This window comes from Methylobacterium sp. WL18 (genome assembly GCF_008040015.1).
Lineage (GTDB): Bacteria > Pseudomonadota > Alphaproteobacteria > Rhizobiales > Beijerinckiaceae > Methylobacterium > Methylobacterium mesophilicum.
Genome location: NZ_VRVD01000058.1, coordinates 1 through 15,534, shown reverse-complemented (window position 1 = coordinate 15,534; position 15,534 = coordinate 1). Strand labels below are relative to the sequence as shown.

The 15,534-nt window shown below is 62.7% G+C and carries 11 protein-coding genes and 1 pseudogene; 4 read left to right on the top strand and 8 right to left on the bottom strand.

What is annotated here, in order from left to right; translation table 11 throughout:
- The coding region (locus tag FV228_RS07835) for a LysR family transcriptional regulator (protein ID WP_147854089.1) at window positions 1-171 on the bottom strand (171 nt) is incomplete at its 3' end.
- Between the two features lie 96 nt (window positions 172-267).
- Between FV228_RS07835 and FV228_RS07830 the strand changes: the two genes are divergently transcribed.
- Complete coding sequence (locus tag FV228_RS07830) at window positions 268-1,389, top strand: aldo/keto reductase (RefSeq protein ID WP_147854088.1); 1,122 nt, start codon at window positions 268-270, stop codon at window positions 1,387-1,389.
- A 662-nt stretch (window positions 1,390-2,051) separates the two neighbouring features.
- On the opposite strand, the gene FV228_RS07825 is transcribed toward FV228_RS07830, so the two are convergent.
- Complete coding sequence (locus FV228_RS07825; protein ID WP_147854087.1) at window positions 2,052-2,327, bottom strand: hypothetical protein; 276 nt, start codon at window positions 2,325-2,327, stop codon at window positions 2,052-2,054.
- A 477-nt stretch (window positions 2,328-2,804) separates the two neighbouring features.
- Between FV228_RS07825 and FV228_RS07820 the strand changes: the two genes are divergently transcribed.
- Both FV228_RS07820 and FV228_RS07815 read left to right on the top strand, forming a co-directional pair.
- Window positions 2,805-4,403, top strand: a complete 1,599-nt coding sequence (locus tag FV228_RS07820) for a porin (RefSeq protein ID WP_147854086.1) — start codon at window positions 2,805-2,807, stop codon at window positions 4,401-4,403.
- 639 nt (window positions 4,404-5,042) lie between these two features.
- On the top strand, window positions 5,043-5,339 hold the full coding sequence (locus FV228_RS07815; RefSeq protein ID WP_147854085.1) for a hypothetical protein: 297 nt from the start codon (window positions 5,043-5,045) through the stop codon (window positions 5,337-5,339).
- A 144-nt stretch (window positions 5,340-5,483) separates the two neighbouring features.
- On the opposite strand, the gene FV228_RS07810 is transcribed toward FV228_RS07815, so the two are convergent.
- From FV228_RS07810 to FV228_RS07795, 4 genes are all read right to left on the bottom strand, one after another.
- Window positions 5,484-6,869, bottom strand: a complete 1,386-nt coding sequence (locus tag FV228_RS07810; protein WP_147854084.1) for a HAMP domain-containing sensor histidine kinase — start codon at window positions 6,867-6,869, stop codon at window positions 5,484-5,486.
- Window positions 6,856-7,536, bottom strand: coding sequence for a response regulator transcription factor (locus FV228_RS07805; RefSeq protein ID WP_147854090.1), 681 nt, complete (start codon window positions 7,534-7,536; stop codon window positions 6,856-6,858). The genes FV228_RS07810 and FV228_RS07805 overlap by 14 nt, the downstream gene beginning before the upstream one ends.
- 176 nt (window positions 7,537-7,712) lie before the next feature.
- Window positions 7,713-9,101, bottom strand: a complete 1,389-nt coding sequence (locus FV228_RS07800; RefSeq protein WP_147854083.1) for an efflux RND transporter periplasmic adaptor subunit — start codon at window positions 9,099-9,101, stop codon at window positions 7,713-7,715.
- Window positions 9,101-12,367, bottom strand: coding sequence for an efflux RND transporter permease subunit (locus FV228_RS07795; RefSeq protein WP_147854082.1), 3,267 nt, complete (start codon window positions 12,365-12,367; stop codon window positions 9,101-9,103). Before FV228_RS07795 ends, FV228_RS07800 begins: the two co-directional genes overlap by 1 nt.
- A 1,410-nt stretch (window positions 12,368-13,777) precedes the next feature.
- Here FV228_RS07795 and FV228_RS07785 point away from each other — a divergent pair.
- Entirely contained in the window at window positions 13,778-14,074 is a 297-nt protein-coding gene (locus tag FV228_RS07785) for a hypothetical protein (RefSeq protein WP_147854080.1), read from the top strand.
- Between the two features lie 42 nt (window positions 14,075-14,116).
- On the opposite strand, the gene FV228_RS07780 is transcribed toward FV228_RS07785, so the two are convergent.
- Both FV228_RS07780 and FV228_RS07775 read right to left on the bottom strand, forming a co-directional pair.
- On the bottom strand, window positions 14,117-14,299 hold the full coding sequence (locus FV228_RS07780; RefSeq protein WP_147854079.1) for a hypothetical protein: 183 nt from the start codon (window positions 14,297-14,299) through the stop codon (window positions 14,117-14,119).
- A 614-nt stretch (window positions 14,300-14,913) separates the two neighbouring features.
- Window positions 14,914-15,534 (bottom strand): annotated as a pseudogene (locus FV228_RS07775) (IS630 family transposase); the annotation flags it as partial.

Here is a 15,534-nt window from a genome sequence, read left to right as displayed (position 1 = left end):
GCTACGCGTGGTGCGCGCGAGCAGCCGGACCCCGAGCCGTTCCTCCAGCCCCCGCACGGCGTGGCTGAGCGCCGAGGGGGACAAGCCGAGCTCGGCCGCCGCCCGCGTGAAGCTGCGGGTGCGCGCGACCGCCGCGAAGGCCGCGAGATCATCGAGCGTGCCCCGTCGCATTCCTGAACTCCGCTCACAAGCCCTTGCCGATGTTTGGGGCTAATCGCCTACGAACGGCGGCTCTATCCTGTGGGGTATCAGCAGGGATATGCAACAATGGACCTCACGCATTACCGTACGCTCGGCCGCTCCGGCCTTGCGGTCAGTCCGCTCGCCCTCGGCACCATGACCTTCGGCACCGCGCGCTGGGGGCTGGACGAGGCCGGCAGCCGCGCCGTGTTCGATGCCTACCTGGAGCGGGGCGGCAATTTCATCGACACAGCCGATGTGTACGCGGGCGGTGAGGGCGAGGCGATGCTCGGCCGCTTCATCGGCGAGCGCGGCTTGCGCGACCGGATCGTCCTCGCGACGAAATCTGGCTTTGCCACGGGCAAGGGGCCGCACGCGGGCGGCAACGGCGCCAAGCATGTTCACGCGGCGCTGGAAGGCTCACTACGTCGCCTGCAGACCGATTACGTCGATCTCTACTGGGTGCACGTTTGGGACGGGATCACGCCGGCGGAGGAGCTGCTGGAGACCATGGCTGGTCTCGTGCGCGCCGGGAAGGTCCGGTACTGGGGTCTCTCGAACACGCCCGCGTGGTACGTCGCCAAGCTCGCGACGGTGGCCGCAATACGAGGCCTGCCGGGGCCGATCGCGTTGCAATACTTCTACGCGCTCGTGAACCGGGAGGTGGAGGACGAGCATGTCCCGCTCGCTGCCGAGTTCGGCATGGGCGTGGTGCCATGGTCGCCGCTCGCCTACGGGCTGTTGAGCGGCAAGTACGATCGCGTGACGGTTGAGGCTGCGGGTCCGCGGGCAGGCGGCCTGCCGAAGGATGCTGCTCAGTCGGGCGAGGCGCGCCCCGCCGACGACAAGCGTCTCGACGGGTCCAACCCGTTCGGAGACAGCCTATTCACGCCGCGCAACTGGGACATCGTCGAAGGTGTGCGCCGGGTGTCGGTGGCCATCGGGCAATCGCCGGCGCGCGTTGCGCTCGCTTGGGTGGTCGGACGATCGGGTGTCGCCTCGACGCTGATGGGGGTGAGCCGGCCGGAGCAGGTGGCCGACAACATCGCCGCGCTCGATCTCATGCTTTCCCCGGAGCATCGCGCCGCCCTGGATGCGGTCAGCGCACCGGTGGAGCCGCGTCTGATCTACGGCCTGTCCCGACCGTCGTTGCGGCAGGCCGTCGTGTTCGGCGGCGCGCAGGTTCAAGCCCCAAACGAGATGCTCTGAGGAAACCCCTTCCTCGCTCACTCGCTCTCGGGTGGAGCAAGTCACCGAAGGACAGTATTCCGCGTCGTGAGCTTTGGCCGCGAGGTCCGCTTTCAGCGACACGACGCCGAGAGCGGACCGGCAGCTTACCACCCATCTGAGACGTTCAGGCGGGCGCTTCGTGGTGGCAATTGCTGGCCGTAAGCGGTTCGTCCGCTTCGAAGATGCGCCACTGAAAAAGCGGACGAACCTCATTCGACCGCTGTTGTCGAAAAACTCAGGCCCTGAAGCGGCATTCATGATATAATTTACTGCAGTCGAGAGAGAATCAATCAAAAGCTTAAATAATATATTTTGACGTCTTAGTCTATTATTGCTCGCCAAGTATCCGTACACTCGCCGCCTACTTGCTTGGCGCCATTGACTGATTTTGCGACGTAATCGACCTACGATTGGCGCTGGCCCCGTTTTATGTTTCGACAGGCCGCACCTCCGTCGATCCCGAAATGATGAGCTTTTGAATTATGGCCAACTTAGAACTGAAGGCCGACATACCGCCAGCCTGGAGGGGTTGAGCTGGAGCGTTCGAGACGCGGCGGCACGTCGTGGATCAACCGAATCCGCTCTTGGCCTAGCGCGGCTCACCACGCCACTGCGCGTCGTGTGCGCCAAATTGCGTGGCCTCACGCCGACGGGGCCGCCGCGCGGGCGTCGCGCTGACCTCTGACCAGCCAGATCCGGATCACCCAAACGGCTCGAATGAGCACGGCTGCCGCATAGGCGAGGCTGATCGCGATCAAAGCCATACCGATCAGCGTATTCCCCGCATCGTCGTACTTCAGCGAGTCTATCAGCGGCAGGAACATCACGTAGGAATGCGAAAATGCAAGCAGGCCAAATAACGACCAGGCCAGGATGATCAGGAACGTGCCGGCAATCCAACCATCCAGTTCACCCATAGTCCATCCCCCCCCCCAGGGGCCGGCTTCATACTCGCAACTATCTTTAAAAGCCATATCGGCCACCTATTTTTAAATTGAAATCGATCGTTTAATTAAAAATTTAACAGCAGACAAAAAGTAAAATTTCAAAGATTGAAGATTGCCTGGGCTGGATCGGCGCGAAGCTACGATCTGGGCCAAGCGTCGGCCTGCGCCTCCTGCGGCCCTCGTCCCAGACACCGAATGTCCTCTCCGCTCCCCCGGTTTAAATCAAAAAGCTGTTTTATAAAATCAATACCGATTTTCAAACAAAAATGTATTTTATTTGGCAAACATAATTCACTCCGATACGGTCAAGCTGCCGATCTCGTGAGCGGCCAAATATCTAAAATACTGCGGCAGATCGCTGGATACGGGCTCTTTCCGTGGCCTGAACGCGGAACTTTGGGTTGTCGCCTGCACGAATGTGCGCGCGGCGTCGCATGTGGGGATACGATGACCGATCTCAAGACGCTCTTGTTGTGCAGTTCGGCGATGCTGGTCTCAGGCGTCGCGGCAGAAGCCGCCGACCTTCCAACCATGAAAGCCGCGCCGATCGAGTATGTGCGCGTATGCAACGCCTACGGCGCAGGATTTTTCTATATTCCTGGCAGCGATACCTGCCTTCGTATCTCAGGCCGCGCGCGGTACGATTTCCTGTACCAGACCAGCAAGGTCCGCACCGGAACCGGCGGTGATCTGACCGGCTATCTTGGCCTCATGCGCATCAACCTCGATGCCCGCACGCAGACCGATTACGGCACTCTACGGGCCTTCGTGCGTCTCGACCTCGCCGACCGCAGCGGTCCCTTCCTCACCTCCGGATCCCGTCAGCGGGAGGGCTTGGCGTTCCCGGGGCTCGGGGCCGACGCCTTCAACCGTACGCAGACTTACGTCAACGCCGACAAGGCCTTCATCCAGTTCGCCGGGTTGACGGCCGGCCGGGCCTCTTCGTTCTTCGATTTCTACGCGCACGACTTCGAATTGATCGGCGGCACCGCCGGTTCGGACACGTTCAGCACGAACCTGCTGGCCTACACGGCCACGTTCGGCAACGGCGTCACCATGACCGCCTCGATGGAGGATCCGACCTATCGCCGCTTCCCGATCTTTGGAACCGGTTCCGCGGTTGGCGCCTTCACGGGCGCGGGCGGGTTCGCCGGTTACAGCAACGCCTTCAATCCCTTCACCCCCTCGACCTTCTTGGCACCAGTCGTCGTCGGACCCGGCAACGTTGCATTCGTCGACGTGACCCAGAAAAGCCGCATGCCCGACTTCATCGGCGTCGCGCGCATCGACCAAGCGTGGGGTTCTGCCCAGCTGTCGGCGGCCGTCCACGAAATCAATGCCGGCGATGCCGGCAGCACGGTGGCCGGTGTCACGACGGCGACCAGCGCCCTCGGCATCTCGCCAACCGGCCGAGCCTCCAACGCCTACGGCTGGGCGGTGCAGGGCGGCCTGAAAGTCAACCTGCCGTTCATTGCCAAGGGCGATACGCTCTACCTGCAGAGCGCGTACGCTCAGGGTGCCCTGACCTATGCCGGCATCTCGAACTACACGGCTCCGTACGATGCCCTCGCAGCGGCTCCGGTGGGCGGCGGCTCCTTCGCCCAATATTACGCAGACGCCGTCTTGAACCCAGCCACGGGACGGCTTGAACTGTCGACCACGTTCTCGGCCGTCGCCTCGCTTCTCCACTATTGGAGCCCCGCCTGGCGTTCGGCGTTCTTCGGAAGCTACGCGGAGATCGACTACAACACGAAGGGCCGTAACGCCCTCGGGCTCCTGGGCTTCGGCTTCGCACCGGCGGGCGCCAGCGCCGCCAACGCCCTGGCCTTCGCGACGAGCCCGGTGCTACGCGGCAACAACCAGGTCGTCACCGGTGCAAGCCTGATCTGGACCCCGGTGAAGGATCTCGATATCGGCGTCGAGGGCGAGTACATCCGCACCGCGCTGAACAGCGGTGTCACGCCGGACATCTCTAAGAATTCGCTGCGCTACGTGAATGCGCAGGACGCGGCGCAATTCCGGTTCCGTGTGCAGCGGGATTTCTAAACGCGGCCTCTCCGCGCTCCACCCTGAATGCATTGGCAAAAGGACTCGGTCGAAAGGCCGAGCCCTTTTACTCGTTTGAATTCGAATGCCTGTGCCGATCGATTTTTAAGCACTTAAAACTTATTTTTATTGCCCATCCAACCACGTGCTGTACAAGTAATCTAGCTCCTCGGAGGCTCTTTGGGCCGCTGAGCGGGCGATGGCTGTGGTTTTGGTTTCGGCGGGCTCAGGTACCGGAGCAGGGCGAATCCAACCCAGAGCTTCAGACCCATACGACTTCGCCGACCGGGAAACCGGTCGGCATTTTCGTGTTGGCGCCTCGGTGTCGAGACCCTGATCGCAGCCGCCGGAGCCCAGCAGGCTCCCGCCCGGGCTCATGGGTCTTGGCTTCACGGTGACGGCGCTTCGAGCGTTCTCCCTTTGATCAGGTCCGTGGGGCCGAGCGTTCATGGCAGCGCACGGTATCAAGCATCGGCGGCAGTCTTCACGGGACTATCCGATTGAAACGGAATTTATAAATTCAAATTCACTCAAAGACCGAAAGAATTATTCCGCAAGAAAAGATAGAATTTAAGTCGTCGCCATCGCACTGTGTCCTCCCGTCGCCGACACGCGACAGCAGATACAAGAGATCGAGTCATGAAAAACCTTATCCTGGCTTGCTCGTTCGGCACCATGCTGATCTCGGGCTCCGCCTTCGCGCACGAGTCCGCCGCGCAGATCGATCCCAGCCTCATCGTCCGGACGAACGGGAGCGGTCTCGACGCGTGGTCTTCCTCAGAGGGGAACGATAAGGCGGGCGGCATGTGGGAGGGCGCGACCGGGTACAGCGCGGCCGTGCCACAGCAGCCCGTCTATACCGGGTCGGTTCCGTCGAACCGGCAGTGGAGCCACCTCAACACCCGCACGTACCATCGCAGCGCGCCGTCCTACTGACCTGTTGGCTGGTCGCCTGCCGCAAGCGCCATCTTTGTGACGCGCTCTCGCACGCCGAATCGGCCTCCACTTCGGCAAAGAGCGCTCTCAGGCGGCAGGCGACGCCAGCCCTTCCACGGGTACTGACCGCCGATGCCGCAGCCCTCACACGGCTTCGGTCCGGGCGACACCGGGACCGTTGGGGCCGCAATCCTGGAACGGCCAGAGCAGGGTAACACAACAACCGGTCCCGTCGCTGGCGAGATCGAAGACCGCGCTGTGGAGCCGGGCGATCGAATCGACTAGGCTCAATCCGATCCCGAATCCGCTCTTGTCGGTCCTGAATGCACCGCGTCGGTAGCGGGTGCGGACGGCAGTCAGCTCTTCGGCGGGGATACCGCAGCCGGTATCGGTGACGCGGATGGCCATGGGATTCTGCAGGAGCGCGACCTCGACCCAGCCGCCGGACGGGGTGAACTTCAAGGCGTTGTCGACCAAGTTGCTGACGGCCTCGAAGATCAGGCTGCGGTCGCCCTCCACCTCGGATGCGCCGTCAGGCCGCTCCCACCGGAGCTGGATGCCCCGTTCGGCCGCAAGCGGCTCGTAATACTCTACGGCATCCTCCAGCAGCCGGCTCAGGTCGACCTGCGTAAAGCCGGATCGGCGCAGGCGATCCTCCATCTCGGAAATGCGCAGCAAGGCCGAGAACCGGACGACGATCGACTGGACTTCGGCGAGCACATCCTCGTTGCAGGCACGGAAGGCCTTGACACTGTCGGCCTTGCGCAGGGACCGCTCCAGCGTGCCGATGACCCGGGTCAGCGGCGTCCGCAGATCGTGGGCGATGTTCTCATTGACGCCCTTGATCTCCAGCATCAGCCGCTGGAGCTGGTCGAGCATGTCGTTCACCACGCGGGTGAGATGGGCGAGGTCGGCCGAGACGCCGCGCGTCGGCAGCCGTTCGCTCAGGTCCCCGCGCATGATGCGCACCACGGCCGATGTGATCGCGTCGTTCTGCCGGAGCGATCCGACGCCGAAGATCACGGCGCCGATCAGGCCGATGACGATGGTGGCCGCCATGCCCCACGAGAAGGTCTCGACCAGGGCGTTCTCAAGGGACTGGAGATCCTTGGCCGAGCGGCTGACCAAGACGGACTCGCCGCTCGGGAGTTGGGTGAGCTCGCTGAACAGCGTGCGCGTCCCGTGCTCCGTCTGCTGCGTCAGGACGAAGGGATGGCCGATCGGTGCCGTCGCCGGGTAGGGGATCGGCGCACCGGCGCGGCGCGCGTGATCTGGCCCGAACAGCACGAGCGGGCGCCCACCCTCCGCGAAGTCCTCCGACGCGTCGATGCGCTCGCGCAGGGCCCGGGGCGGCAGGTTCAGGAGGTGCTTCGACTCCCATTCCACCCATTCGAAGGCGGCCTTGCGGCCGTAGCTGCGTGTCTCGACGTACAGGAAGCCGCACAGGGCGAGCGAAGCGCCCCCGAAGGTCGCGAAGAACAGGCTCGCGACCCGGAAGCCGCTGGTGCGGCGGACGTCAAGAAGGCGCACGGAGGATGAAGCCCGTGTTGCGCACCGTGTGGATGCGGGGGTTCAACCCATCGGGGTCGAGCTTCTTGCGGATCTTGCCGATATGGACGTCGATGACGCTCGACTGGTGGTTGAAGCTGTAGCCCCAGACCGACTCGAAGATCATCTTGCGGCTCACTAGCACGCCGGCGTTCTGCATCAGGAACTCGATGATCGCGAACTCCTTGGGCAGCAACTCGACTTCGCGACCGGCGCAGTGCAGGACCCGCTCGATCAAGTCGAGGCGCAGGTCGCCGACCACCAATTCGTTAATCGTCTCGGCGGCCATCTTGCGGCGGGCCAGCGCGTCGACCCGGGCGGTCAGCTCGATGAACTCGAACGGCTTGGCGAGGTAGTCGTCGCCGCCGGCGCGCAGGCCATCGACGCGTTCGTTGACGGCCGAGAGTGCGCTGAGGATCAGCACGGGCGTCGAGACCTTGGCGGCGCGCAGCTTGGTGAGCAGCGACAGGCCGTCGATCTCCGGCAGCATGCGATCGAGGACGATCACATCAAAGTTACCTTCCAGCGCCTTCCGCAGACCGGTTGTCCCGCTCGGCGCTTCGTCCACCTGAAAGCCGTATTCCGTCAGCGCCGAACCGATCTCGGCGGCAACGCGGCGATCATCCTCGACGACCAATACACTGGGCATTCTTTTTTCCTTCTTATTTTGTATTCGGCTGTCCGATTTGGTCTCCTGCGGCTTTGCAGGGGAGCCGGGATTATCCTCTCCGGGCGCGCTGTCAAATGGCGGTCGGTCTCCGTTGGTGGAATGCGTCATTTGGCCGGCAAAGCTTACGAGATCGTGATTGGGCTGGCTCATGCTCCTCACTCCGCACTGGCCCACTCGGAGAGCTTGGCGGTCGGCGCCTTCGAGACGGAATCGCCCTTCGGAACGACCCGAGCACCGTCTTGGAGGGTCGCCGGGGGGTTGAGGACGACCGTGTCGCCACTCTTCAGCCCCGTGCGCAGCTCCAGTCGGGTGCCGAGATCGCGTGCAATCGTGATCGGGCGGAGCCGCACCGTGTCGTCGGGCTGCACCACCGCGACGCGCGTCCCTGTCGCATCGAAGATCAGCGCCTCGGACGGCACGGTCACGCGGGGATGCGTGCGCGGCACCGCGAAGGTCACGGCGACGTAGAGGCCGGGACGCAGGATCCCATCGGGATTCTTCACGTCGACCTCTGTGTCGAGGGTCCGCACGGAGGAGCGCAGGGCGACCGAGCTGCGCGAGACCGTCCCGTCGAACACGCGATCCGGCATCTGCGCGATGCGCACCCGAGCCTGGACGCCGTCATGGATGCCCACCGCCGCCGATTGCGGCACCTGGACCGAGACGCGCAGGACATCCGTACTATCGATGGAGAAGAGCGGCGTCCCCCCGCCGGAATCTGCGTGCACGAGGTCGCCGACATCGACCATGCGGGCGGTCACGACACCGTCGAACGGCGCGACCACGTTCTCGAATGTGGTCAGCGTCCGCAACCGGTCCACTGTGGCCTGCTGCGCCGTGATGTTCGCCTCGGCAACCTTCACCTTCGCGTCGGCAGCGGTGAGGGCCGCTGTGGCCGTCAGCATGCCGGCCCGGGTCTGATCGGCGTTCTGCTTGGAGGCCCAGCCCTGTCCGGCCAGCGTCGAGGTCCGGGCATCGGTGGCGTTGGCCAGCGTGACGTTGGCCTTAGCCTGCTCGACATCGGCGCGGGCGACGGCGAGTTGGGCCTGGAATTGGCCGAGCTGGGCCTCGGCCTGGCGCGCCTGCTGGTCGAGGTCGGGGGCGGCGATGCGCACGAGCAGCTCGCCCTTCTTCACCCGCGAGCCGATATCCACCCGGCGCTCGGCGATGTAGCCGGTGGCGCGGGCGAAGATGTCGGCATGGTCGAAGGCCTCGGTCTGGCCCGGCAGGGTCAGCATCATCGGCCGATCGTCCTCTGTGGCCGACAGGGTGCGCACCGTCGGGATGAAGTCGGCTGTCTCAGCCTGCGTCACCAGCGAGGCCTGATAGGTCTGCCAATGGTGCCAGCCACCGAGGCCGAGAGCGCTTCCGAGCGCCAGGGCGGCCACCAGGAAGGGCCGCTTGCGCGGGGGCGGCAGGTCGGCATGCGCCAGCGTCTCCCCTGCCCCGTCCTGCCGCAGGGGATCAATCTCGACGGCGTGGTGATGCGCCTGCTCCGTAGCTTCGTGGGCGTCGAACGCGTGAGCGTCGGGATCTAGGCGCATCAATAATCCTCGAGGGGCTTGATCGGGCTGTGTCGGAGCAGGGTGTAGAGGAGCGGGACGAAGAGCAGCGTCGAGAGCGTACCCATGCCGATCCCGCCCATGACCGCCCGGGCGAGGGCAGCGTTCTGCTCGGCGCCTTCGCCCGACCCGATCGCCATCGGGATCAGGCCGAGAAACATCGCCGAGGCGGTCATCAGCACCGGCCGCAGCCGTGTGTGGCCGGCCATCAGGGCGGCCTCACGCGCCGAGCAGCCCGTGGCCTCCCGGTGCTCCTTGGCGAAGGTGACGAGCAGGATCGAGTTCGCGCTCGCCACGCCGACCGACATGATCGCCCCGAAGAGCGCTGGGATCGAGAAGGCGGTGCCGGTGATGAACAGGCTCATCACGATGCCGCAAAACGCGAGCGGCAGCGCGGCGATGACCACGAAGGGATCGACCCAGGTCTGATAGTTCAGGACGAGCAGCAGGTAGACCGCCACCATCGCGATCCCGAGCCCGATCTCGATCCGGGTGAAGGCGCTCTCCATACTCTCGATCTGGCCGCGAACCAGGATCTTGTCCGGGGCCGGCAGCTTGGCCTGCGCGTCGGCGACGATCCCGTCCACGGCGTTGCGGACGCTGCCGAGATCGGCGTTCTGGACATTGGCGAGGATGTCGAAGGTCGGCTGCTGGTTGACGTGATTGATCACCGTCTGCTCCGGCTGCCGCTGCATCGTGGCGATGTTCGACAGCAGGATTGGAATGCCCGGCCTGTCATGGCCGGTGGCATGGACCGAGACCGGCGTGTTCATCAGCTGGTCGATGTCGGCATTGCGCCATTCCGGCGTCTGGACCCAGAGCTGGTAAGGCATCCCAGACTTCGGATCGGCCCAGAAGTTCGGGCTGACCTGGAAGGAGCCCGACAGCGAAACGTTCATGTTCTGCGCGATCGACTGTTCGCTGACGCCCATCTCCGAGGCGAGCCTGCGATCGACGTTCACTGACATCTGCGGCGCATCGACGATCTGGTGGAGGTGGACGTCGACCGCCCCGCGGACGGCCGAGATCTTGCGCACGAGATCGCGCGCGACGGCGAGATCGTCGGCGTCGTGGCGTCCCGACACCTGCACGTCGATCTGGGCGATCGTGCCAAAATTGAGGATCTGCGTGATGATATCGGAGGGCTGAAGATAGAAGACGTCGTCCGGGAAGGCGTCACGCAGGACCTTGCGCAGGCGTGCCTCGTAGAACGAGATCGGCTTGTGCTCGCCCTTCAGGTTGATCAGCATCTGGCCGTCATTGTAGGCGACGAACGATGCATCCATGAATGCGAAATTGTAGTTCGAGGCCGGCAGACCGATATTGTCCAGTATGAGTCCGAGCTCGTCCTTCGGGACGATCTGCCGGACAACGTCCTCGACCTGCGCGAACCGCTTCTCCGCCTGCTCGATCCGCTGACCCGGGCGGGTGCGGATGTGCAGCGTCATCTGGCTGGACTCGATCTGCGGGAAATAGTCCTGCCCGACGAAGGGGAAGATCGCTGCGGTCAGCGCGAAGACGGAGAGCACGCCGCACAGGGCGCGGCCCGGGTGGCGGAGCACGGCGGAGAGAAGGCCGACATAGCCCGCGTGGAACCGCGTGAAGCCCCGCTCGAAGGCGCCCCGGAAGGCGAGCGCGCCGCGCAGCGGATACCGGAACACCCAGCGGAGGGGACGCGTCACGAAGGTGAGGCCCCGGCCGAGGATCGAGCGCCGCCGCGGCGCCACCCCGTCGACTGCCGGCTCTGCGCCGCCGTGATGCCGGGCGTATTCCGGGGCGACGAGGACGTCGATCAGGATGGCGACGAGCGTCCGCGACAGCAGGTAGGAGGTCAGCATCGCGAACACCACCGCCTCGGCCTGCGGGACGAACAGGTAGCGGGGCGCGTCGGTGAGGAAGAAGACCGCCGAAAAGGCCGAGCAGATCGCCAGCGTCGAGATCAGTGCTGGCTTGGCGATGCCCGCGACGCCCTCGACCACCGAACGCCGGAACGGGAAACCCTCCTCGAACATCCGGTAGGTGTTCTCGATCGCCACCGTGGCGTCGTCCACCAGGATGCCAACCGCGAGGGCCAGCCCGCCCAGCGTCATGACGTTGATGGTCTGCCCGATGGCGACCAGGATCGACAGGGATGTCAGGATGCAGAGCGGGATCGAGACGAGCACCACGAGGGTCGAGCGCCACGAGCCCAGGAACAGCAAGATCGCGAGGCCGGTGAGCCCGGCCGCGATCACCGCCTCGCGCACCACGTCGGAGATGGCGTCCGAGACAAAGACCGACTGATCGAACAGCGGCGTGATCGTCATGCCCTTCGGTGCGGCGGCGTGGATGTCGGGCAGGGCGGCCTTGACGGCGTTCACGACGTCCAGGGTCGAGGCCGCGCCGTTCTTCAGCACCTGCAAGAGGACGGAGTGATGGCCGTCGGCGCGGACGATGTTGATCTGCGGCGGAGAACCGTCCCGCACCTGGGCGACGTCTCGCAGCAGAATCGGCTGGTTGTTCTCGACCTTGATCGGGATGCGGTTCAGCTGATCGACCAGAAGCGGGCTTGAATTCAGCCGAACCGTGTATTGCTGCGTCCCGATCTTGGCGAGCCCGGAGGGAACGACCAGATTCTGCTTGAGCACCGCATTCAGAACGTCGAGCGGCGTCATGCCGATCGCGCGAAGTTTGGCCGGGTCGAGATCGACCATCACCTGACGCGGCGCGCCGCCATATGGGGACGGCAGGGTCGAGCCTGGCACCTCGGCGAGCCGCCGACGGGTTCGGTACTGGGCGTAATCGAAAACCTTCGTGAGGGGCAGCTTGGACGACGACAGGGCCATCTGGATGACCGGCACTGACGATGCGGAGAACCGCATAATCACCGGCGGTTGCACCCCGGGCGGCATACGCGAGCGGATGGCGTTCATAGCCGAATCGACCTGTGTCATCGCGAGATCGATACTGACCGCCGAATCGAAGTAGATTCGCTCGGTTACGGTCCCCTGGATCGACGTCGACTCGATCCGCCGAATGTTATTCACGTTGCTCGACAGCGAAAACTCGCTGTAGTTCGTGATGCGCTGGACCATGTCGGTCGCGTCGAGGCCGTTATAAGTCCAGACCACCACCACCACGGGTATATCCACGGATGGCAGCACGTCCTTCGGCGCCACCGCAATCGAGCCGATGCCTGCGAGGAACATGAGAACGGCAAGAACATAGAAGCTCTTGCGGAACTTCAGGGCGAACCGAACAAGATCCATGCGGCCAATCGTACTTTTCGCCCGAGTCCTGCGGATCTCCGGGCCCCGTCTTTGGCCTCGGTTCAAGATGGCAGAATGAGGCTTGCAGTGTGGATGATAAGCGGGCTCATGCCGTGCTCCACAACGATATAAGTCACTCTCGACAGTGCTTCGAATGAATTCGCTCTTACATCTTGAAGCAATTTTTAGTTTGGAAAAAAGAAGCGATCGATCTTTCAAAAATTGCGGCGCGGGTGGCGCTCGTGTCCCCGGTGCCTGAGCCACATACGGGCAACGGATTTAGGTGGTGAAGATAATTTCAAAGACTATAATATTCTTTATTTTTTAGAGCCGTATTCATTTGTGCTCCGTCGAGCGGGGCTCGTAGATTGGATGTGTCGCATAAACGATCGCGCAGCCGTCAATCTTTGTCCCTGCAGCGCGACAGATTTGTAGCATCAATGCGCAGCACAACTCGATGACGCAGAAGCTGGCGCTTTCCATATGATCTAGCCCGAGCCAGAACGTTAATTTGCGCGATCAAATGACCCATGATTGGGGCCGATATGCTAGATAATACAGTCTAAAGACATATTAAACCCTAATCATTGGATCATGAGACTTTGCGGTCGTGATTTTTCGAGATGAATTGATGATCAAACAGCGAGCAATAGCAGTCTTGATTTTCATTACCATATCCGGCCTCGTCACCCCAGCCTGGTCCGAGAGCGAAATGCCTGCTGGCGGAGCATTCATGAGTAGCTATACATTGGACCCCTATTTCGATCCACGATCACAATATTCCCAGCGCCATTCGCTTGGCGACATTCGCGGACAGCCCATGCTGGCAGAACCGCTGGGCGCTCAGCCGCCGTGCGCGCTCTTCGATAAGGTCTGCGCTGACAGGTTTGAGCGGACACGGCACCATGCTTACCCGTAGGGGTAGGATGCTTGCCGTCTGAACGCCGACCATCCGCTCTTCGCGGCCCCAGGCTGAGCGCTGTAAAATCTTTCACACATGTCCAGCACAGCGAAGCCGATCGGACGGAAGATGCTACAGTGCCGGACATGTCCGCTTTCAAGATCCGGTGCACGGCCGTTGAACGACTGGAATGGGCGCGAAGCCGAATGGCTGGTTTTACGTCCATCGGCGATCCGGTATGGCGTAGTTTGGCCGATTGCGGTCTGTCCGCTTTGGAGCAAGGCTGCCGGGAAAGCAGACGATCTCCTACCGATCTAACATGGACATATCGGGCCACTTCCATCGGTCTCAAAACGCGGGCCCCGACATAGTTCGGCCCGCCGGATCGGCTACCAGTTCTGCGGCGGCAGCTTGGAATTGAGATTGGTCTGTGCGTCAGCACACGGCATCAAACTGCATTTAGGTTTTTGATTGTGCACAATCTATCTCGATCATGCCGATGAGGGACAATGCCCGGCAAGCAAAACGACCCCAACGAGACGGAAGCCCGTAGAGAACGCGTGAGTTGGATCAAACTCGTTCATCTGACGTGGAAAATATCATTTAAAGACGAAGAGCGAGACCCGGTGTTACGTCTTTTCGACGACCTGGGGAAGGCGCCTCCCTCACACCCCATCTTCGAAATCATCTATCACGCGGGGCAGATGGAGGCCGCGATTCAAATGCTCATCGACAAATTTGAGTTGGATGCCGACCATATCGCGACGCTTCGAGATATCGTGCAGCGGACGATCAGGCGAAACTAAACCCCGCCAACTATCCAGGCTGTCACGAGCACCGAGCCGGAATCACTCTCTGCCGGGATACAGCGCGCTTTGGGACGGGTAGCTGGCGAGGTAACGGGCTCGCTCCCACAGGTCGATGCCATGACCGTTGGGCAGCATGGCCGCCATGGCCTTCGCCTCATCGTCGGTATCAGCATCCAGGATGTCGGCTTTCCCCACGGTGCCGTCATGGCCGATGCGGAACACACAATACGTTCGCGGTCCCGGTAGTGGTTCGTCGATACTGGTTGGCGATTCTGTCACGTGTGTGTCCGTTTATCGAGGCGGGGGTTCGAAGGTTGCTCCGCTCCCAAAGAGAGCACCCACGCCAGCGGACCGAGGGGCCGAGTTGACACTGGCGTGGGCGCTATCAGCTGGACGCCGACACGATCGATTTTGCGCAACCTAACTTGGAATACACTGCGCCAAACCACGCAAGCGAGCCGTTTTGCCGGGCGATTGATCAAATCTACGTCAATCAGTCTTAGGCGGTTATTATGTGCCGGTTTGAATTCGTAGAAATCTGCCAATGCGTAGCTATAGCGTTCGTTCGATATACTACTCACAATATACATAGAACCTTCGCCGTGCAGCCACATGTGGATAGGTTCAATGAACGGTAGGGCCACGATGGCCGCTAAATCCATAAAACGGATCGAAGTCGGAGATCTGTCGCTCACTAACTTAGCAGAAATGTTCGAATTGGACGACGGGAAATATCAGGTCGTTCTCAGGCTGCTGCCGTCAGAGGATGATTGGGAGCCAGGAACTTACCCGCCTCATCAGCTAGAAATCCGAGACTATACCAGAGCTGTTGCCGTTTAGGTTGGGTCATAAGCGTCGTATCCGGCGGCAGTGATGTAGTTGCGGCATTCAGCTGGGGTGAAGGCTGCGAAGGCCCGGGCGATGGCTGCCCAAAGGTCTGGGACGGTTCGGGAAGCGGCGGTGCGCAGCAGCGCCTTGAGCTTTGAGAAGGCCTCCTCATCCTGAGCCTGTCGAAGGATCGATCGGGTTGAAGTCGGGCGAGTAGGCCGGGAGGTAGAGGAGCCGCGCGCCGGCCACCTCGATGGCTTCGCGCACGCCGACGACCTTATGGGATTGCAGGTTGTCGAGGATGACGGTGTCACCCGGCTTCAGCACCGGGACCAGGGTGTCGGTGACGTAGGCGCGGAAGCGCGCGCCGTTGGTGGCCCCGTCGAACAGGGTGGTGGCGACCAAGCCGCTGGTGCGCAGGGCGGCGGTGACGGTGATGGTCTTGTAATGGCCCTGGGGCACGAGGAGCCGGCAGCGCTCGCCGCGTGGAGCCCGACCGTAGGTGCGGGCCATGTTCGTGGCGGTCGCCGTCTCGTCGATGAAGACGACGGCATCGGGGTCGAGGTCGAGTTGACCCTCGAACCACGCCTCCCGTGCGGCTCTCACGTCCGGACGCTCCTGCTCGGCCG